Annotated in this window: 14 protein-coding genes; 8 read left to right on the forward strand and 6 right to left on the reverse strand. The window is 69.1% G+C overall.

The genetic code is table 11. From position 1 onward, the window contains the following. Positions 1-91: 91 nt before the first annotated feature. The 3 genes from KF837_18310 to KF837_18320 form a co-directional block, all read right to left on the reverse strand. Positions 92-565, reverse strand: coding sequence for an ATP-binding protein (locus KF837_18310; GenBank protein MBX3229279.1), 474 nt, complete (start codon positions 563-565; stop codon positions 92-94). Between the two features lie 84 nt (positions 566-649). After that, positions 650-1,282 carry a SpoIIE family protein phosphatase gene (locus KF837_18315; protein ID MBX3229280.1) on the reverse strand — a complete coding sequence of 211 codons (633 nt, stop codon included), beginning with the start codon at positions 1,280-1,282 and terminating at the stop codon, positions 650-652. 150 nt (positions 1,283-1,432) lie between these two features. After that, positions 1,433-1,981: a hypothetical protein gene (locus tag KF837_18320; GenBank protein MBX3229281.1), complete on the reverse strand. Its 549-nt coding sequence runs from the start codon at positions 1,979-1,981 to the stop codon at positions 1,433-1,435. A 178-nt stretch (positions 1,982-2,159) separates the two neighbouring features. Here KF837_18320 and KF837_18325 point away from each other — a divergent pair, with 178 nt between their 5' ends. Together KF837_18325 and KF837_18330 are read left to right on the forward strand one after the other, a co-directional pair. Next, on the forward strand, positions 2,160-2,444 hold the full coding sequence (locus tag KF837_18325; protein MBX3229282.1) for an antibiotic biosynthesis monooxygenase: 285 nt from the start codon (positions 2,160-2,162) through the stop codon (positions 2,442-2,444). Positions 2,445-3,997: 1,553 nt separating this feature from the next. Then, positions 3,998-5,788, forward strand: coding sequence for a hypothetical protein (locus KF837_18330; protein MBX3229283.1), 1,791 nt, complete (start codon positions 3,998-4,000; stop codon positions 5,786-5,788). Positions 5,789-5,901: 113 nt separating this feature from the next. Here the strand turns inward: KF837_18330 and KF837_18335 are convergent, their stop codons facing one another. After that, on the reverse strand, positions 5,902-7,068 hold the full coding sequence (locus tag KF837_18335) for an acyl-CoA dehydrogenase family protein (GenBank protein MBX3229284.1): 1,167 nt from the start codon (positions 7,066-7,068) through the stop codon (positions 5,902-5,904). A 203-nt stretch (positions 7,069-7,271) separates the two neighbouring features. Here KF837_18335 and KF837_18340 point away from each other — a divergent pair, with 203 nt between their 5' ends. From KF837_18340 to KF837_18365, 6 genes are all read left to right on the forward strand, one after another. Beyond that, on the forward strand, positions 7,272-8,783 hold the full coding sequence (locus KF837_18340; GenBank protein ID MBX3229285.1) for a hypothetical protein: 1,512 nt from the start codon (positions 7,272-7,274) through the stop codon (positions 8,781-8,783). A gap of 20 nt (positions 8,784-8,803) precedes the next feature. Then, positions 8,804-9,970 carry a hypothetical protein gene (locus KF837_18345; protein MBX3229286.1) on the forward strand — a complete coding sequence of 389 codons (1,167 nt, stop codon included), beginning with the start codon at positions 8,804-8,806 and terminating at the stop codon, positions 9,968-9,970. A 13-nt stretch (positions 9,971-9,983) separates the two neighbouring features. After that, entirely contained in the window at positions 9,984-12,101 is a 2,118-nt protein-coding gene (locus tag KF837_18350; GenBank protein MBX3229287.1) for a response regulator, read from the forward strand. Beyond that, positions 12,094-12,495: a response regulator gene (locus KF837_18355; protein MBX3229288.1), complete on the forward strand. Its 402-nt coding sequence runs from the start codon at positions 12,094-12,096 to the stop codon at positions 12,493-12,495. Before KF837_18350 ends, KF837_18355 begins: the two co-directional genes overlap by 8 nt. A 413-nt stretch (positions 12,496-12,908) precedes the next feature. Beyond that, positions 12,909-13,931 carry a hypothetical protein gene (locus KF837_18360; protein MBX3229289.1) on the forward strand — a complete coding sequence of 341 codons (1,023 nt, stop codon included), beginning with the start codon at positions 12,909-12,911 and terminating at the stop codon, positions 13,929-13,931. Positions 13,932-14,028: 97 nt separating this feature from the next. Further along, on the forward strand, positions 14,029-15,996 hold the full coding sequence (locus tag KF837_18365; GenBank protein MBX3229290.1) for a protein kinase: 1,968 nt from the start codon (positions 14,029-14,031) through the stop codon (positions 15,994-15,996). 28 nt (positions 15,997-16,024) lie between these two features. On the opposite strand, the gene KF837_18370 is transcribed toward KF837_18365, so the two are convergent. Both KF837_18370 and KF837_18375 read right to left on the reverse strand, forming a co-directional pair. Continuing rightward, on the reverse strand, positions 16,025-17,311 hold the full coding sequence (locus KF837_18370; protein ID MBX3229291.1) for a hypothetical protein: 1,287 nt from the start codon (positions 17,309-17,311) through the stop codon (positions 16,025-16,027). 36 nt (positions 17,312-17,347) lie between these two features. Next, positions 17,348-20,203 (reverse strand): insulinase family protein, encoded by a 2,856-nt coding sequence (locus tag KF837_18375; protein MBX3229292.1) that lies wholly within the window; start codon positions 20,201-20,203, stop codon positions 17,348-17,350. Positions 20,204-20,263: the final 60 nt, after the last annotated feature.

Consider the following 20,263-nt stretch of genomic DNA (forward strand, 5'->3'; position numbering starts at 1 on the left):
GCCGGCTGAGCAGGCGGCGCGCTACGAGCCGCGACGCCGTCGGCCGAGCGATGACGAACTTGCAGCCACCTTCGGCGACGGCGCGACCGCTTCAGAACGACGGCGACGAGCCGCGGCGTGGCCGGCCGAGCAGGCGGCGCGCTACGATGCGCTTTCCTCCGCCGGCGAGGGGGACGAGATCGAGCCCGTCGCTGAAGCGCGCGACCGCGCCGAGCCCGGCGCCGATGCCGCCGCGGCCGTAGACGCTCGCGGGATCGAGCTTGCCGCGCGCGTCGTAGCCGTCGCGGAGGCTCCCCGCGAGGTCGAAGGGCGCGGTCTCGTCCTCGGCCGCGATCGCGATCCCGCGCATCCCTTCCTCCGGCCGATCGATCGCGGTGAGCTCGATGCGACCGCGCCGCCCGTACTTCACGATGTTCGAGGCGAGCTCCGACACGACGACGACGAGCTCCTCCACGACCTCGCGATCGAACCCGAGCGCCCCCGCGAACGAGCGCACGTGCGCGCGCGCGGTGAGCACGGCGTCGAAGTCGGCGACGGTGCAAGCGACAGGCAGCGGCGCGGTCATGCTCGGCTCGCGGTCATGCTCGGCTCGCGGTCATGCTCGGCTCGCGGTCATGCTCGGCTTCTCCGCTCCTCTGCTCGGATCGAATCAGAGCGCCACGTCGGCGACGAGGACGGTCGAGTCGTCGTGCGAGTGACGATGCTTCGCGAAGACGTGCGTCGCCGCTTCGCCGGGCGACATGGCGGCGAGCGCTTTCAGGTCGAACCGCCCCGAGATTCCGTCGCTAAACATGACGAACCGCTCCGCGACCGGCGCATCGACGCGGCACGATCGCGGGCTCCGCAGCCGCACCCCGAGCACACCTGGCGTAAGGACGAACGGGAGCCGCCCGCTGACGGAGCGGAGATCGACGTTGCCGACCCCGCATGCCTCCACGCCGGCGGCGGACGCCGCGACCACGAGCGCCGCCGCGCCGCGCGATCCCTGAAGCGCGCGATGGAGGCCATTGGAGATGTCCAGCACCGTCGCCGCGTCCGTCGTCGAGCGCACCCACTCCGTCGCCGCCCGCGCGACCCGCGCCGCGTTCGGCCCATGCCCGAGCGCATCGACGACGACGAGGAACACGGCGTCGCGACGCTCCAGCACGATCACATCGTCGCCGCTCTCCACCTCGCCGACGCGCGGCCGCGAGATCCACGCCGCCGTCACGCGCGGCGCCTCGGCGCTCCACACCGTGGGCTCCACGAGCGCAGGAGGCCGATTCGATCGCCGCCCGATCACGCCCACGTCACTCCCACGTCACTCGCTTCCCATCCCACTCCCACGTCACTCCACTTCCCTCCCATCGCACTCCCGCATCACACGCTTCCCCATCGCATGCCCACGTCGCTCGCTTCCCCATCGCATGCCCACGTCGCTCGCTTCCTCCCCTCACTCCCACGTCAGCTCGTACGCGAGCGCGCTGGGGGCGGGGCTGCCTTCGTCGAAGACGAAGCTGGCGCGGGGGTTCTTGCAGCCGACGGCTTCGAGCGCGTAGAGGACGAAGCCGGACGCGACGAGCCCGATGAAGTCGAAGCCCTCGACGTCGGTGAGCTTCATGCTCATCTTCCGATTCGCGGCCTCGAACGACGGCACCGCGAGCTCGCCGCAGCGGCTGTTCCGTTCCCACAAGTCCGACGCCTTCTTCGCGAAGAGCGCCGGCGTCATCAGGCGGAAGAGCAGCTTCAGCGACGTCGTCGAGGCGGTCTCGGCGATCTGGCGACCGACGCCCTCGAGCGCGGCGGCGATCTTCCCGTCGCTCTCGCGATGATGCGCCGCGATCGCGCGGAAGATCTCGGCCGCGTCATCGACGGGGTACCACTCGAACTTGTTCACGAACGCAAACAGCTCCCGCACGCGGGGAGAGATGCGGTCGTAGATGCGTTTGCGCGTCGCCGGCTCGTAGGCCTTCTCGATGTAGCTCGCCGCGCTGTGGATCATGTACCCGCGACACGTTCGCGCTGTTCGCGTGCTCATCTTGGGGACGTCAGCCTAGCAGACTCCGCCGTCGATGCGCACATCCCCGAAGCGCGCGAGCGGCACGGTATCCCCGGTCCCCCCGATTTAGCTGGCAAGCGCACCCGCCGTCGTGCACCCTGACCGCATGAGCAACGCACACGTGACGTTCATCGCGAAGGTTACGGCGAAGGCCGGTTCCGAGGGACAGCTGGCGGAGGCGCTCACCAGCCTCATCGCGCCCACCCGGGCCGAGACCGGCTGCCGTCACTATTTCCCTCACGCCTCGCTCGACAACCCGCGCGAGTTCCACATCTACGAGAGCTGGAACACCGAATCGGATTTCGAGACCCACACGAAGACCCCACATTTCCAGGCAATGATGGCCCGCTTCCCGGAGCTCCTCGACGGCCCCCCATCCCGCATCATGCTCCGCGATCTCGGCTAACCCGGCTCAACCGCCGCCCCCTCCACGCGCCACCGTCCACGACTCGGGACGCCCTCCACCGCAGCCTCGCCGCACAGCCGGAGCAAGAACGCGAACGCCGCGAGGCCCATGTGGGGAACGGGCGCGAGGCCTCCACGCTCGCTGCATCCGCAAGAGCATCCACAGATGCGCCCGCACGCCGCACCCGAAGGCGCTCGCCGCGCACGGCGCTGGTCGTCCACGCACCATGCATGCGCGAGAACATCCACGTGCGCTCGCTGCGCATGCGCCACGCACTCGCTGCACGCGAAGCCATCCCTTGCACGCGTGCGCGCCGACAGCTGCATGCGCGAGGCCACCCGCATGCGCGCTGCAGGCGAGCCTATCCGCTGGCGCACCGTGCACGCGCGAAGCCATCCTCAGGCGCCACGCGCTCGCTGCAGGTGAGGCCATCCGCAAGCGCACCGTGCAGGCGCGAAGCCATCCGCGTGTGGCGCCTGCTCGCTGCAGGCGAGGCTATCCGCGGGCGCCACTCACGCGAAGCCATCCGCAGGCGCCGCACGCTCGCTGCAGGCGAGACCATCCGCAGGCCACCGCTCGCTAGGCACGAAGCCATCCGCGGGCGCCGCACGCTCGCTGCAGGTGAGGCCATCCGCACCATGCGCACGCGCGAAGCCATCCGCGGGCGCCAGGAGCCACCACCACTGGCGCGAGGATCCGCGGGCGCCACGCTCGCTGCAGGCGAGCCTATCCGCTGGCGCACCGTGCACGCGCGAAGCCATCCGCGGGCGCCACGCGCTCGCTGCATACGCGTACACCACTCGCTGGCGCAGCGAGGCATCCGCGTGGGCCACGCTCGTTGCATGCGCGAGGCGTGCCTTCGCTGCGTGTTCCGCGAGCGCTTGCCCCGTCGAAGGCGTGTTGCATGCTGGGCGCCATCCGAGAGCGCTCATCCGAGAGGGCGGTCGAAGGCGTGCATGCGCGAGAGCGGCGGCGGCATGCGGCCGCTCTCGCGGGCGTGATGGGTGCGCGAGGGCATTCGATGTGCATCGGTGACGATGCCCGTCGGCGCGCCGGGTGCGTTGTTGCATATGGCGTGCTCGGCGCCGTACGTGGTCGCGAGGACGGTGGGCGCTCGTGTGCGGGGCGGCGAAGGGCGTGCGGGCGTGCGCGCGCGGCTTGCATGCTCGTGTGCTTGCGCGATGTTTGCATATTTCACGATTTGGAGCGTGGGCGGGGTCGGGGGCGGGACGTCGCTGATTCGTCGGGATCGACGAAACACCTCTTTCTCCGGAGGAACTGCTTGAAGTCGTATCCGGCTGGGGATAAATCTGGAGACGCGATTGAGACGACATCGGACGACAGGCGATGTGGGCGTCGGAGCAGGCGCGCGATCTACGTGATCAATCGCACTTTTTTTGAAATTCTCGATTCCGACTCCTTGCACGACTGCGGTCCATAGGTGATGGTAGAGGTAAGCGCTCTGCTTCTTTGTACTTGACCGTACGAGAATGCTCTTTGCGCACCCAGAACAACCCATCGCTCGACTCGTCGAAGCGGAAGCAGGAGTGCGAATGATCCTTCCGAGCTGGAAACTGTCGGTGCTTGTGTTGCTGACCGGCGCGACTGCTGCTTGTGGGTCGGAGACCTCCACGTCAGAGAACTTCGCGTCCACCGACGATGCCCTCCACGGGCACAACGGGAAGGGAAACGGACACGGAAAGGGGAACGACCACGGGAAGGGGAAAGGGCACGGCGACCACGGGAAAGGGAAAGGGCACGGGCACGGAAAGGGGAACGACGGGAAGGGAAAGGGGAACGGGAAGGGAAAGGGGCACAACCACGGCGACTGGTGCGACGACGCGGTCGGCCTGAGCCTCTGGTTCGAGAACGGCGCGGTGCGTCTCGAGAACGGAACGCCGAAGACGCTCACGATCTACGGCGACGAGGATCGCTACATGCAGGAGCTCGACTTCACGTCGAGCGTGGACACGACGACCGACAAGGGCATCACGCCCGTCACCCAGACCGGTGACATGGCGCGCCTCGACTGGCGCGGCGTCGAGATGGTGGACGAGGACTGGCGGCCCGAGCTCGGCTCGATGCCGAAGACGTACACGCGTAGCCGGTTCTATCGGAAGGCGAAGTGGATGACCAACGCGAGCGTCCTCTCCGTGACGCCGGTCGACGCGCAGAACCGCCCCGTCGGCGATCCGATCATCGTGAACGCGGGCACCGACGACAAATGGCGCGACTCCGACGACGGGTTCGTGCGCCGCTTCGATGCGCGCCAGATCACGTACGGGTGCCGCGCGATCGGCGACTGCACCGGCGCGACGAGCTTCACGGCGCAGGCGCTCATGCAGGTGCGCGACGCGATGCACGCCGAGCGGCGCGCCGAACGCATTCCGATGAACGCGAAGAAGCTCGCCGTCTTCTGGTCGGAGGACCCGCGCAACACGCGCTACGTCAACATCGTCCGCAAGCCGATGGCGCAGACGCCGTACCGCTACGGCTTCAACATCAAGCTCGACGTCGTGAGCAAGCCCGCCAACGGCAAGTACTTCCTCCCCGGCGACGTCATCGACTACCGCCTCACGATGCGCGACGGCTCCGGCAACCGCCTCCACCCCGCCGGCACCCTCCCCTCGTACGCCGACTTCGCGACCGACAACATCCCGAGCGGCATTCGATACTACGACGGTTTCCAGCAGTACCTCACGCTCTACTACGCGCTGAAGCACCGCGAAGGCAACAACATCTGGCAGTTCTCGGGCCCGACGAACAAGGTCAAATATTCGAGCCACGTCGTCAGCGATTTCGACTTCTTCGTCCTATCGGGCGCGACCGGCATTCCGTCGGCCACGGTCGCCGAGAACGGATTCAGCGCCGTATTCGACGTGTTCCCGAGCGTCGCCGGAACCGTCGATCCCGTCGTGTCGACGCTGCCCAACTCCGACATCATCCACGTGCAGGTCCCCGCCGACGCGAAGCCGGGCACCTACACGTTCACGTACAAGGGCCGCCGCGACTGGAGCGGCGAGGCGCTCAACGACTCCACGACCGTCGACGTCCAGGTCGGGCAGAAGCAACAGACCGAGTTCAGCCCGAAGACCGGCAAGTGCAACACTTGCCACGAAGGCCCGTCCGGCTTCGACGAGGTCCTCCACCGCAACGCCGACCGCCGCACCTGCTACGGCTGCCACATGCCGCTCGAGTCCGAGCCGGACCAGGCCCTCGACTACCGCATCCACCTCATTCACACGCGCTCGAACCGCGTCCCAGGCAACCCGAACAACTGTTCGACCTGTCACCTCACGACCCCGAGCGGCCCCCCCCGCGGCTTCCCCGGCGTCGGATACTGACCCGAGCCCGCACGCCCACGAGGCGTCGCGGGCGTGAACACGACAACTCGTAGGCGGATGGGATCAGCCTGGCGCGCCCGAAGGCGCGCCAGGACTGGTAGGGCAGAGCCCCATCACAAGAGCGGATGATCCGGCTCCACGCCGAGAAGGATCTTTCCGAACAGCTCGTAGCCGTGCGGCGCCACCATCGTGTGTTGCGTGATCGCGTGGACGTCGCGGAAGGAGCGCTGGAGCGGGCTCTTCGCGTAGACCGCCGAGCCGCCGCCGGCGGTGTAGACCAGGTCGACCGCGTGCGCTGCGCTCGTCACCGCGTTCGTCGCGGCGATCCGGAGACGGGCGCGGTCCGGCGGGGTCGGCGGCGTTCCCGACGTGACGCGATCCCACATCGCTGCGACCTCGGAGTGCAGCATCGCGCGGCCGGAGAGGAGCGACGCCTCCGCCTGCGAGACCGCGACCTGCGCGGTCGCGCGCGTGCTCAGCGACGACATCATGCCGAACGGGGTCTTCGTCTTCGCCATCCGCGTGAGCTCGTCGATCGCACCGCGCGCGATGCCGACGGCGCACGACGCGATCGAGAGCGACAGGAAACCCCACAGCGGGAAGCGATACAGCGGGCTCGTGAAGGCCGGCGGCTCGCGCGGCGGGATCGGCGTCGCGCGCGTCCGCGGGACCAGCACGTCCTGGACCTCGAAGTCGTGGCTGCCGGTGCCGCGGAGGCCCGCCACGTGCCACGTGTCGTGGATGGTGCCCTCCCCCACCGGCACCATCCCGATGACCATCTGCGGACCGAACGGCGTCATGTGCGGCTTGTCGCCGTCCATGAGCACGCCGGTGCAGCCGACGTACTTCGACGCGTGGATGCCGCTCATGAAGGCCCACCGCCCCGTGATGCGGTATCCGTCCGGCGTCTCGACCACCATGCCCGTCGGGGCGAAGCTCCCCGCCGTCGACTCCGCGAACGCCTCCGCCGCGCCCTCACGCGAGAACAGCGCCGCGTTCACGCCTCCCGCGCCGATGATCATCGCGCACCACGCGAGCGAGCCGTCGACGCGCGCCAGCTCCTCGATCGTGGCGCTCATCGTGAGCGGATCGGTCTCGAGCCCGCCGATCTCCTTCGGCGTGCACATCCTGAAAATTCCGGCCTTGGCGAAGGCGGCGGCGACCTCGTCGGGGAGGCGGCGCTCCCCCTCCGCGCGGTCCGCGTACTCGCGCAGGAGGGGAGCCAAATTGCGCGCAGCGTCAATCAACGGCGAAGAGCCCGGCGTATTTCCCATGTTCATTTTCCCTCCATTTACGATTTCCACGACTCGATACCAATCGAGGGTTGCGACCCTCGCCCTCGTGTGTAGCGTTTCCTTCCAAGATGAAGAACATCTTTCGCCTCATTGGAACGAAAGCATCCGTATTGTCACGGAACCCACTTTTCACGGAGTGGTTCGCGGACCCGGCGGTGCCACCTCGACGGAAGTTCGTTTTCACCCCGATGGCGCTGGACTTCATCATGGGGTTCCGCGACTTCAACCGCTACTTCGTCCACTACCCGAGCCCGCAGAACGAGCTCGAAGAGGCGATCAACGCCCACGCCCGCGAGGACGAGACGCACTCGGCGCTCCTGCTGAAGGACTGGGAGGCGCTCGACATGGACGCCACGCTCGGGTGGCGCCCGCGCGACCTGTTCTGGTGGCTCACGTCGGAGTGGACCGCCGACGCGCGACGCATGGACTTCGAGCTCATCTCGCTCGTCTGGCACAACCCGGATCCGCTGCTGCGCTTCGCGATCATCGAGTCGATGGAAGCCGCGGGGAACGTCTTTTTCGCGCGCACGGTGCGCATCATCAAGGCGCTCGGCGACGATCAGGATCGCCTCTTCCGCGAGTTCCCCTACTTCGGGCCCGATCACTTCGCGCGCGAGACGGGGCATCTCCAGGGCGGCGCCGACGAGCGGCCGTTCCTTCGCGCCACGCTCTCGGACGAGGACGCGGCGAAGGCGCGCGCGCACGTGGAGCACGTCTTCTCGATCTTCACGCGCCACTTCGACAGCTGGAACGCGCTCGCGCGATCGATGCACGACGGCACCTGGAAGTTCGACGCCGAGAAGGAGGGACGCGCCGCCGCCGTGCTCCGCCCCGACGTCCCGCACGACGTGAGCGGCGCCCTCGCGCTCGAGCACCCGACGTCCCCCTCCCCCGAGGCCGCTCCGCTCGTGCAGAAGCGTCGCGAGGCGTTCGACGAGCTGTGGGCGACGCCGGCGTACCGCTGGATGCGCGAGACGTGGCCCGGCGACTTCCGCCGGATGGTCCGCTACTTCCTCCTCCAGTGGGTCGTCGACAACTGGGCTTGCGCCGACTACTTCACGTTCGACACGACCTACCCGGACCCGAAGACCCCGCTCGAGCGCGGGATCAACCGGCTGTCCCAGCTCTACGCCTCCGAGATGCGGTGCCGCTACACCGAGTGGGAGACGCTGCAGCTCGACGAGTACACGCGCTGGACCGCGCTCGAGGCCCTCCGCCACTTCTGGCTCGACGAGCGCGTCGAGGAGCACCGCGAGGTCTTCGCCGACCTCCGGAAGCTCACGTTCCAGTATCCCGATCCGCTCTACCGGTACTGGATCCTCAAATGTTTCGTGCGCTTCGGCGACTCGATGATCCGCTCGCTGGGGGTGGCGCTGAAGCGGGGACAGGAGAAAGAGGATGATTTCGCGATGTTCGCGGGATCGGCTGAACGCATGCATCCCGATCTGCCCCCTGACCCCGAGGCCGACCGCGCCGTGTTCGAGCTGGAGCGTCGACCGTTGACGCCGGACCAAGTTAAGACGATCGATCGAATCATCGAAGAAACGAAAAAGCAGGAAGCACAGCGATCCGCCATCACCTGGAGGATCATCGGAGAGAATCGGTACGACTCTTTCGATCGACAGTGGGCGGAGAAGAACGGCGGCGCGACGCGCAAGAGCGTGGCGCCGCTCCGGGAACAGACGGCAGAAACGCGGTAACAGAGGGAAAAAGAGAAGCCATGGCCCAGATTGACCTTGCGAGCGCGCGCACGCACGAGACCGACCCCGCGAAGGCGGCGGAGGAGCTCCTCCAGAACCTCTCCGGCAAGACCCCGAAGCTCGCCGTCATCTTCGCGCACAGCTCGATCGACCAACGCGCCCTCAACGCCGCGCTCCGCGAACGCCTGCCGAAAGCGACCCGCCTCATCGGCGCGAGCACCCTCACGCCGCTCGACAACAGCGGCTACCAGCCCACCGGCGCGATGCTCGGCGCGATGACCGGCGACTTCGAGGTCGGGGTCGGGGTCGGCCGCCAGATCTCGGGCGACGCCGCCAGCGCGGGCGCGAAGGCGTTCACCGACGCCGCCCAGCAGCTCGGCGTCAAGCCGGCGGACCTCGATCCGCGGCGTCACGTCGGCCTCGTCATCGACGACGGGTACAAGTTGAAGAAGGAGGAGTTCCTCGTCGGCATGCTCGACGTGAACCCGTCCATCACCCTCGTCGGCGGCGGCGCGAGCAACACGACGCCGCCGGGCATGGGCGTCGAGGTCCACCCCGAGCTCCACGTCGACGGCGAGGTCGTCACCGACGCCGTCGCGGTCACGCTCTTCCGGATGGACGCGCCGTGGGCGGCGATCCGCCATCACGCCTACGTGCCGACGAACGAGCGCGTCGTCATCACCAAGGTCGATCCCAGCGCGAAGTGCGCGGTGGAGCTCGACGGCAAGCGCGCGGTCGATCGCTGGTCCGAGCTCGCCGGCGTCCCCGTCGACGAGCTGGAGAGCAAGGCGGCGCTCGTGACGATGAGCACCGCGATCAAGGTCGGCCGCGAGTACTTCATGCGGTCGCCGTGGAAGCCGCTCCCCGACGGCTCGATCATGTTCGCGAACATGCTGACGGAGAACACCGAGCTCCACGTCATGAAGCTCGGCGACATGCCGGAGATGCTCGATCACTTCCTCGTCGACGAGCTCCCGCTCAAGCTCCAGACGCCGACCGGCCTCATCGCCTTCGAGTGCGGAATGCGCGGGCTCGTCTCGCACATGATGGGGCTCAACGCGCGGATGGGCGCGGCGTTCAAGAAGGCGCCCACCGTGGTCGGCATGGCGGCGTGCTTCGAGCTCTGCAACGGGTTCCAGATCAACAGCACGATGACGGGGCTCGCGTTCGGCGCCAGCCGCACGTGAACAGGGACGAGCCATGAGCCTCAGCCTCGAAGAACGGGTCGCGCAGCTCGAAGCCGAGAACGCGCGGCTGAAGCAGGAAGCGGCAGCCCAGAAGTCGCTCGCCGCCCGCGCCATCGCGAGCTACCAGCAGCGCGCCCTCCAGATGGAGGTCATCCGCCAGCAGAACGAGGACCTCGATCGCCTCGCGAACGACCTCGCGCGCTCGAAGCGCGTCGAAGAGGAGCGCGCGCGACAGCTCGAAGAGGCGGCGCGCCTGAAGAGCGAGTTCCTCGCCAACTTCTCGCACGAGATCCGCACGCCGCTGAACGGCATCCTCGGCTACTGCGACCTCGTCCTCCGCGAAGAGGGCGCGCGCCTCACCCCGCACGGCCGCCGCGATCTGAACGTCATCAAGTCGAACGCGAAGACGCTCCTCGCCCTCATCAACGACATCCTCGACCTGTCGAAGATCGAGGCCGGGCGCGTCGACATCGTGCGCGAGGAGGTCGATCTCGCCGCCGTCGCGGACGAGTGCGTCGCGACGGTGCGCGAGCTCCTGAAGGGCAAGGACGTCACCGTCGGCTGCAACATCGACCCCGCCGCGCGGACGATCTTCACCGACTCGCTCAAGATCCGGCAGGTCCTCCTCAACCTGCTCTCGAACGCGGCGAAGTTCACGGACTCGGGCGAGATCATCGTCGAGGCGACCGCGCAGGGCAGCACGCTCGTCCTCGCGGTCGAGGACACCGGCGCCGGCATCCCGCCGAACCAGCTCGATCACATCTTCGAGAAGTTCCGCCAGGTCGACGGCACCTCCACGCGCAAGATCGGCGGCACCGGCCTCGGCCTCGCGATCGTCCGCGAGGTGAGCCGCATCCTCGGCGGCCGCGTCGACGTGGTGAGCACGCTCGGCCGCGGCTCGAAGTTCACCGTCGTGCTGCCGAACGCCTTCGACGCGGAGGGCCTCGGGACGCCGGTCGTCCACCGCGCCGAGGCCCGCGGCCACAGCGCGCCCGCGGGCGAGGCGCCGCTCATCATCATCATCGACGACGACCCGATGATCGTCGCGCTGCTCGAGGGCGAGCTCGAAAAAGAGGGCTTCCGCGTCATGTCCGAGGCCGACGGCGTCGCCGGGCTCCAGGCCGTGCGCCGGCATCGCCCCGCCGCCGTCGTCCTCGACATCCATCTCCCGCGCCTCGACGGCTGGTCCGCGCTCTCGGAGATGAAGAACGACCCCGCGACGAGCCACATCCCGGTCCTCATCATCTCCGTCGAAGAGGCGCGCGGACGCGGCTTCTCGTTCGGCGCGTGCGACTTCCTCGTGAAGCCGTTCGATCCCGAGCGCCTCGTCGACGTCGTGAAGCGGAACATCCGCGACACGGGCGGCACCGTCCTCGTCGTCGACGACGAAGCGCACGCGCGCGAGCTCGTGGTCCGCAACCTCCGCGCGGCCGGCTTCAGCTGTCAGGAGGCGCGCGACGGAGAAGACGCGCTCCTGAAGACACGCGTGATGAGCCCGGCGCTGCTCGTCCTCGACCTGACGATGCCGCGGATGGACGGCTTCGAGGTCCTCGCCCACCTGCGGAACGAAGGATCGTCGGTGCCCGTCATCGTCCTCACCGGGCGGACGCTCGACGCGAACGACGAGGCGAGCCTCCGCGCCGGCCTCGCGCACGTCATCCGGAAAGGAGGGCTCGCGATGGACTCGGTCGTCACGCAAGCGAAGCTCCTCCTCCGCGAGTCGCACAAGAACGCGCGGAAGCTGCCGCGCGTCCTGTACGTCGAGGACTCGCCGCAGAACCGCGACATCGTGCGGCGCTACCTCCAAGGCGACTACGAGGTGCTCGAGGCCGAAGACGGCGAGCACGGCTACGAGCGCGCCAAGCGCGAGATGCCCGACGTCATCTTGATGGACCTGTCGCTGCCGCGCATGGACGGCTGCGAGACGACCGCCAAGATCAAGGCGACGCCGCAGATCGAGCACGTCCCCGTGATCGCGCTGACGGCGCACGTCTCGAAGGAAGACCGCGACCGCGCGCGGCGCGCGGGCTGCGTCGAGTACCTCACGAAGCCGGTCGAGCGGGAGCTCCTCCTCGCCGCGCTCCGACAGGCGATCGGCGACTCGAAGGGGGCGAAGGATTCCCATGGCTGAAGACTCCCTCCGCGTCCTCGTCGTCGACGACGACGCCATGCAGCTCGAGCTCCTCGAACGCACCCTCAAGGGCGAGGGGTTCGACGTGATGACCTGCGAGAGCCCGATCGGCGTCACGAACATCGTCCGCTCGTTCGTGCCGCACGTCGTCCTGATGGACGTCGACATCCCTGCCCTCTCCGGCGATCGCATCCTCTTCATCGCGCGGAAGAGCGCGCCCCCGATGACGCGCTTCGTCCTCCACAGCTCCTCGGACGAGACGATCCTCAGGAACCTCGCGAAGGAGGTCGAAGCCGACGGCTACATCTCGAAGAGCGTCACCGGCTCCGACCTCGCCGCCCGCATCCGCACGCTCGTCGCCACGCCACGGCGTGCTCCCAAAGCGCTTCGCTAGGCTTTCAACGTCGGGGGCTTCGCCCCCGACACCCCCACCCCAGACACTCTTTCAACGTCGGGGGCTTCGCCCCCGACACCCCCACCCCAGACACGGCCCTCGCGCGGAGCGCGAGGGTTGCTTCGCAACCGCTGGAGCGGCCGCTTCTGGGGCCCCGGGGCGCGCTCGCAACCGCGGGCGCGGCCGGCTCTGGGGCCCCTGGGGCGCGGTCCGGTTCGCGCTCGCAACCGTTGGCGTGGCCGCTTCGCGAGCTGCCTGCGGCGCCGCGGTCTTAGCAATAAAACACAGATGTTTACATGCTACCCGATGGATCGGGCGTGGGGGACTGTAACGGTGGAGTGACGGGGGAAGGGGCGTAAAAGTGCGGAATCATCGAAGATCGGGTCGGCATCCTCTTCGCTTGGAGGGGACGCATGGTCCGTCCGGTCCTCCTCCTCGCGTTCCTCGTCGGTTCCCTCGCCGCCTGCGATGGAGCAGGCGATGGCCCTCCCGCCCGTGTCCTCGTCGAAGGGAGCGACGACGCGGAAGAGGCCGCGGCGGCGGCGAACGATCCCGCCGCGCCGGCGGAGGAGGAGCCGAAGGGGCCCTTCCCGATCGTCCTCCTCCACGGGATGGGTGGGTTCGTCGAGACCGAGGGGCTCATCAAGGTGAAGATGTTCCAGGGCGTGCCCGAGGACCTCACCAAGAACGGCAACCAGGTCTTCCAGACCCTCTCGCAGCCGTACGACACGAGCGAGCAGCGCGCGAAGATGATCGTCGAGCAACTCGAGACGATCATGAAGAACACCGGCGCGAAGAAGGTGAACCTGATCGGCCACTCGCAGGGCGGCCTCGACGCGCGCGTCATCGCGAGCCCGGGCGGCCTCGGCCTCGGAAAGAAGATCGCCTCCATCTCCACCGTCGCGACGCCGCACCTCGGGAGCGGCGTCGCCGACTTCGCGCTCGGCATCACCGCCCGCGTGCCGGACGGCGTCATCGACAAGGGCAGCGACGTGCTCCTCGGCATCGCGCAGAAGCGGATGTCCGATCTCGACGACGATCCCGCGCTCCGCGCGCAGGTGACCGAGCTCTCCACCCCGCACATGCGCGACGTGTTCAACCCGAAGTACACCGACGATCCCGGCGTGAAGTACTTCAGCTGGGCGGGGCGCACGAACAAGCAGACCGGCGCCGGCGTCTGCGACGACGGCGAGCAGCCGAACGATCCGAACGACGTGCGGCGCGTGAGCCCCAACCTCCTCGCGACGGTGAAGATCCTCGAAGACGGCCAGGGCAAGGCGAACGACGGCCTCGTGACGGTCGAGAACGCGAAGTGGGGGAAGTTCCAGCGCTGCGTGCCGGCCGATCACAACGCGTTCGTCATCGGCCAGGGCGGCTTCGATCAGGTCGCGTTCTTCCGCGACGTCGTGGCGCGCATCCGCAAGGACGGGCTCTGATCTCGGGCGCTGTCGCACACGAGTGCACTCTGCAACGTTCGTAAACTCATGCAAAGCGAGGCAACGCCGCGCCGCGGTCTTCGTATGATGGAAGACCATGGGCGGAACGATGCGGCGGTCCGGCGTCGCGCAGACGGTGACGGACTCGCACGAGCAGACCTCGCCCGCGCCGCCCGTCGCGCCGTACGCCGCACAGGCGCTGACGCCCGCGCCGCCGGCGACGATCGCGGCCGCGCCGCTCGGCGCCACGATCGCGCAAGGGCCCGCCGCGCAGACGGTCTCGTCGGTGCTCGCGCCGGGCGTCGTCGTCGCCGATCGCTACGTGCTCGAGCGCGAGATCGGGTCCGGCGCGACGGCGGTGGTGTGGCGCGTCCACGATCGACAGCTCCGGCGCGACGTCGCGCTCAAGGTCTTCTTCGTCGACGACGTCCACGGCCGGAAGGCGAACGAGGTCAGCTCCGAGGCGCAAGCGTCGAGCTGGATCCGGAGCGACCACGTCGTCCGCATCCACAACGCGTGCGTCGACGCGAAGCTCGGGATCGTCGCGATCGACATGGAGCTCTGCGCCGAGTTCGGCGACGACGGCGCGGAGCACTTCGCGACCGAGCTCGGCGCGCTCGTGCCGCGCGCGAGGCCGACCCACGCCGAGGTGCGGGAGGCCGCGCGCTGGGTGATGGAAGCCGCGCTCGGCGTCCACTCCGCGCACACGCGCAACGTCTTCCATCGCGACCTCAAGCCGGCCAACGTCCTCGTCTCGCACGCCGCTCGCCGCGCGCAGGTCGCCGACTTCGGGCTCGCGGCGTACGAGATCTCACGGCCGGACGAGGCCGGACCCGCGAAGGCGCGCACCGTCGCGGTCGACATGTCGGCCGGTCGCTTCCTCGCCGGAACGCCGGAGTACATGGCGCCGGAGCAAGCCCGCGGCGTGCCGCGCCTCGATCCCGACGGCAACCCGCAGCATCGCGCGCTGCTCCAGGGCATCGACGTGTACGGCCTCGGCGCCGTGCTCTTCGAGCTCCTCGCCGGGCACGCGCCGCACGACGCGGGGCCGGACGCGGACGTCATGACCGTCGTCGCGAAGGCGGCCGCGAACCAGGTCCCGTTCGACGCGCTCGCGCGCCGGCGCGTCCCGCGTCGCCTCCGCGCGATCGTGCGGCGCGCGCTCGACACCGATCCGACGAAGCGCTTCGCGACGGCGAAGGACATGGCGGCGGCGCTCCGCGCCTTCCTCGACGATCGCCCCTTCCCCGGAGAACGCGGCCTCTTCGGCGCGCTCTACCTCGCCGGCCGCCGCCACCCCGGCCTCGTCGCGTCCGTCGTCGCGTCGATGCTCTTCCTCGCGCTCACGATCGGGCTGTCGACCTGGCGCCTCCGCGCGCTCGACGCCGAGCTCGACGACGGCGACCGCCGCCTCGCCGCGCTCGAAGCGGAGACGACGCGCAAGCAGCAGGAGATCACGGACCTCCAGAAGCGGATCGTCGAGAACCAGGAGACCGCGCGCCAGCAGGCGCAAGCGGCGGCAGAGAGCGCGCAGTCGCTCGCCGACAGCCTGCGGAAGAAGGCCGAGACGGCGGGCTCGGAGGCGGAGCGCCAGAAGCTCCTCCTCCGCGCGAAGGAGGCGAGCCTCCAGGCGGAGAAGGAGCACGGCAAGGAGCTCGTCGCGCAGCACGAGACCGAGGTCGCGCAGCTCCGGTTCGAGCGGGAGATGGCGCTCAACGAGCAGAAGCTGAAGCACCAGCAGGAGACGACGAAGCTCCACACCGAGCAGGCGCAGTCGATCCAGCAGCTCCGCGACGAGCACGCGAAGGAGAAGCAGCGCATCGAGGGCGAGCACGCGAAGGAGATCGCGCGCCTCAACGCCGACCACGCGACGGCGATGAAGCAGACCGACGAGAGCTACCGCCGCGACATCAAGCGCGTCGAAGACGAGCGCGACAAGCTCCGCGCCCGCGTCGCGCAGCTCGAGTCCGCGCCAGCCCCCACGCCCGCGCCCGCGCCGGTCCCCACCCCCACACCCGGCCGCGAGGAGCCGCCGCGCCGCCGCCTCCCGCCGACGGTCCGCTGATCGCGAGCGCCGGAGAGCCGCGCCGGGATCAACGCCGGACGATTCGTCGATCGCCGCTGCGCTCGCCCGGCGCGAGCGTCCATCCCGGCTCGAGGCGGAGCGTCCAGTCGCGACGCGAGAGCGACACGAACGCGCGGGCGCTCGCGCGGTCCTCGAGCATCGCGCCGTCCTCCATCGTCAGCTTGCCCCACGGCGCGACGAGCGTGCGGCTCGTGTAGACGACCTGGTTCGACGCGAAGGCGTGCACCTTCCGCGGATCGAAGCTCCCCGAGGTCACGGTGGTGAGGTCGATCGCGAGGACCGGGCCCTCCACGAGCGCGACCCGCCACGCACGGAGCCGCACCTGGCGCTCGGCCTCGCGCGTGTCCTCGGCGGTGCCGAGCGCGATGCCGCCCCAGCGCTCCGCGTCGCCGGACGCGGGGACGTCGACGCGCGCGCGACGCGCGAGGAGGGCCCCGAGATCGGAGTCCTTCCCGAGGCCGCGGCGCCAGTCGTCGCCGGTGCGATCGAGCAGGTATCCATAGAGCGGGCCGCTCACGTACGCGAAGCTGCGGACGAAGCCCGAGGTCGCCTGGCGCCGCGCGCGCACCGCCGCGACGGCGTCGGCCTCGCTCGTCCCGCTCGCGCGCGCGCCGGTGTACTCCGCGAGCCCTTCGTGGATCTCGAGCGCGTTCTCGCGCGCCGCCGCCTCCGGGAACGCGCGGCGACGCGCGGCGCGGAAGGCGAGCGCGTCCGCGATCGCGGCGGCGGCGACGGGCGGCGACGCGATCGCGGTCTCGAGCGCGTTCCATTCGAGCTGCAGCCAGTAGCGTCCGTCGCGGGTGTCGAGGTGCTCGTTCGGCTCCCCCGCCGCGACGAGCCCGAGCGCCGGCTGCACGCGGTGAAAGGCCTCGTGCAACATGAGGCGGCGCCGACGCGCGGCGTCTTCGGCGAAGTCGTCGTCCCACATCACCATCGTCCACCGCGTCCCGCTCCACTCGACGGAGGTGTTCGCGATCATGTCGTCGTCGCCGAGGCGCCCGACGAACACGCCGTCACGCGCGGCGAGCTTGCCCTGCGCGTCGCGCTCGTTCGCGACGACCTGCCGCGTGCCGGGATCGACGAAGAGGAACGGACCCGCGAGCGAGCGGCCCCAGAGCTTGCCGCCGTCGGCCGCGGCGAGCCCGGCGTATTCGTCGAGGTACGATCGCGCGGTCGCGAGCGGGATCGCGCCCGTGCCCGCGACGCTCCGCGGCGATCCCGTCGCGACCTCTTCGACGCGGCACGCGCCGAGGGCGGCGCCGAACACGAGAACCGCGAAGGCGAAGGCACGCACGCGGGCCCGTTCTAGCGGAAGATCGACGGTCGGCGACTACTTCGCGGCGGCCGTCGTCTCCGGCTTCAGCTCGCCGAGGATGTACTGCGTCTTCGAGAGGTACTTCTTCGCCGCCGCCTTGATCCGATCGGACGTGACCTTCTCCGTCATCGCGGAGATGTCCTGGATCTGCTTCGGATCGTCGCCGTAGACGTACGCGCGCTCGAGCTCGCGGAGCCAGAAGGAGTTCTCCTTCAGGTCGGTCTCGTGCGCGCGCTTGCGCATCTCCTTGATCTTCGTGACGTAGAGGTCGCTGACGCCCTGGGCCTGGACCGACTGGATCTCGTCGAACACGGCTTTTTCGAGCTTATCGACGTTTTCGGGCGAACAGCCGAAGCTGACGTTGAACGAGTACTCCGCGCGCGGCCGGCGCGCGATGCCGCCGTTCGCGCCGACGCCGTAGACGCCGCCCATGTCCTCGCGCAGGACCTCGCGGAGGCGGATCCGCAGCGCCTCGCCGAGCATCTTCATGTCGTTCTCGGTGTCGCGCGTGAACTTCTCGTTGCCGTGGAACGTGAGCATCACCCTGCTCTTCGGCTCGCTCCCCTTGGTGATGACCTTCTTCGCGACGCCGGACGGGCGCGCGACCTTGGGGTCCTTCCACGTCTCCTTGCGTCCGCTCGACGGCAGGCTTCCAAGGTAGGTCTCCACGAGCGGCTTCAGCTTCTCGAGCTCGACGTTCCCGACGAAGAGGAACGTGAAGTCGCCGGCGTCGCCGAAGCGGTCCTTGTAGATCGCGAGCGCCTTGTCGAGGTCGACCTTCAGCAGGCTCTCCGGCGTCGTCGGCTGACGGCGGAGGTGGTTCTGCGTCGAGAAGAGCGACATGTCCTCCAGGAACGTGCTCTCGGGCGAGAGGCGGCGGTTCTTCACGCGCTCGGTCTCACGCGCGCGCCAGCTCGCGAACGCGCTCTCGTCCTTGCGCGGGGCGGTGAAGGTGAGGTGCACCATCTGCATCAGCGTCTCGAGGTCGTTCGGCGACGCGTTGCCGGTCAAGCCCTCCTCGAGCTCGTTGATGCGCGGATTGAGGGACGCGATCTTCCCCGCGAGCGACTTCCGGAGCTGGACCGCGTCGACGGGCCCGATGCCGCCCTGGCTCACGATCGTGTCGGCGGCGCGCGCGGTGTCGAAGTCGGCGTCCTTCACGAGGGAGGTGCCGCCCGGCGAGAACGCGGAGAGCTTCACCTCGTCGTTGGCGAAGGTCGTCGGCTTCACGACGACCCGCACGCCGTTCGACAGCGTCCACTCCGTGACGCCGATCTCGGCGATCGACTTCGTCGCGGTGACCTTCCCCGGCGCCGGCGCCTTCGCCATGAGCGGCACGCCCTCGCCGCCGTCGTCGTACGGCTTCACGTCCTTCGCCGCGAGCTCCTTGTCGAGCGCGGAGAACGTCTCCGGCGTCGGCTTCACCATCTTGGGCCCGCCCGCGACCGCGAGCACGTGGCTCCCCTTCCCGAGCGTCTTCCCGAGGACGTTCAGCTCCTCGAGCGTGATGGTGGGGAGCATCTCCTCCGCGAGCGCGAGCTCCTTCTCGGGGCCCGGCATCGCCTCTTCGGTGAGGAAGTTGCGGACGATCTCGGCGGAGAAGACGCGCGAGTCGCGCTTGTCGTACTCCTTCACGTGCTGCTGGAAGTTGCGGAGGGTCGACGCCTTCGCGCGCTCGAGCTCGCTCTTCACGAAGCCGTGCTTCTCGACGCGGAGGAGCTCCTCCCGGAGCGCCGCGTAGCCGGCGGGGATGCCGTCCTCCTTCACCGTCGCGTTCTGGCTGAAGACGTCGAGCGAGCGGACTCCCCCGCCCGCGTACGACATCGCGCTCAAGAACGGCGCGTTCGGCGCGCGGCGGATCTCGTCGAAGCGCGCGTTGAGCATGCTGTTGTAGAGCTGCTCGGTGAGGACGCGGCGGTAGTCCTTCGCGCTCTTGTGCGGCCGCTTCGGCAGCTTCGTCATCACGCTGATCGACGTCGCCGTCATCTCGGGATCGGTCTCGATGCTGTAGAGGTCCTGCGCGTGCGCCGGCACCTCCGCGAGCGCGCGCGGCTTCGCGTTCTTCGCCGCCGGCGGCAGGTTCGAGAACTCCGCCTTGATCTGCTTCTCGATGTCCGCGGCGGTGAAGTCGCCGACCGCGATCACCGCCATGTTGTCGGGGCGATACCAGTCTTTGTAGTAGCGATAGAGCGTGTCGCGCGACGCGGTCTTCAGGATCTCCGGCTTCCCGATCGTGATGCGCTCGGCGTACTTCGATCCGTGGAAGAGGACCGGCGCGCGCTTGTCGAAGAGGCGCATCCCGGCGCCGCGGCCGAGCCGCCACTCCTCGAGGACGACGCCGCGCTCCTTGTCGACCTCGACCGGGTCGAAGGTCACGTCGCCGGCCCAGTCGCGCAGCACGTTGAAGGCCTTCGCGAGGATCTCCGGTTTGTCGGTCGGGACCTGCAGCGTGTAGACGGTCTCGTCGAAGCTCGTGTACGCGTTGAGGTCGGCGCCGAACCGCACGCCGCTCTTCTCGAGGAAGTCGACGATCTCGCTCTTCGGGAACCGCTTCGTCCCGTTGAAAGCCATGTGCTCGACGAAGTGCGCGAGCCCGCGCTGGTCGTCGTCTTCCAGCACCGACCCGGCGTTCACCGCGAGCCACACCTGCGCGCGCGCCTCGGGCTTCTTGTGCGGGAGGATGTAATAGGTCAGCCCGTTCTCGAGCTTCCCCTTCGTGACGCGCGCATCCATCGCGAGCGGCGGATCGCTCTGCTCGGCCGCCTGCGCCGCCTTCGCGCCCGGCGGCGAAGCGACCGGCGCAGCCGGCGGAGGACTGCCACCACAGGCGGCGAGGAGGAGAAGAGCGGAGACGGCAACGAGTCGACGCATGGGCGAGTGATACCCCTTTCAGGGCTCGGGCGGAGCCCGAAACGACGGCGGACGAGCGAC

The sequence above is a fragment of the Labilithrix sp. genome, from assembly GCA_019637155.1.
Classification (GTDB): Bacteria; Myxococcota_A; Polyangia; order Polyangiales; family Polyangiaceae; genus Labilithrix.

Bases quoted from the DNA above. Each gene is read 5' to 3' on its own strand.
- KF837_18310 (MBX3229279.1), bottom strand. From the start codon at position 565: ATGACCGCGCCGCTGCCTGTCGCTTGCACCGTCGCCGACTTCGACGCC.
- KF837_18320 (MBX3229281.1), bottom strand. From the start codon at position 1,981: ATGATCCACAGCGCGGCGAGCTACATCGAGAAGGCCTACGAGCCGGCG.
- KF837_18330 (MBX3229283.1), top strand. From the start codon at position 3,998: ATGATCCTTCCGAGCTGGAAACTGTCGGTGCTTGTGTTGCTGACCGGC.
- KF837_18335 (MBX3229284.1), bottom strand. From the start codon at position 7,068: ATGAACATGGGAAATACGCCGGGCTCTTCGCCGTTGATTGACGCTGCG.
- KF837_18340 (MBX3229285.1), top strand. From the start codon at position 7,272: ATGGCGCTGGACTTCATCATGGGGTTCCGCGACTTCAACCGCTACTTC.
- KF837_18345 (MBX3229286.1), top strand. From the start codon at position 8,804: ATGGCCCAGATTGACCTTGCGAGCGCGCGCACGCACGAGACCGACCCC.
- KF837_18350 (MBX3229287.1), top strand. From the start codon at position 9,984: ATGAGCCTCAGCCTCGAAGAACGGGTCGCGCAGCTCGAAGCCGAGAAC.
- KF837_18355 (MBX3229288.1), top strand. From the start codon at position 12,094: ATGGCTGAAGACTCCCTCCGCGTCCTCGTCGTCGACGACGACGCCATG.
- KF837_18360 (MBX3229289.1), top strand. From the start codon at position 12,909: ATGGTCCGTCCGGTCCTCCTCCTCGCGTTCCTCGTCGGTTCCCTCGCC.
- KF837_18365 (MBX3229290.1), top strand. From the start codon at position 14,029: ATGGGCGGAACGATGCGGCGGTCCGGCGTCGCGCAGACGGTGACGGAC.
- KF837_18375 (MBX3229292.1), bottom strand. From the start codon at position 20,203: ATGCGTCGACTCGTTGCCGTCTCCGCTCTTCTCCTCCTCGCCGCCTGT.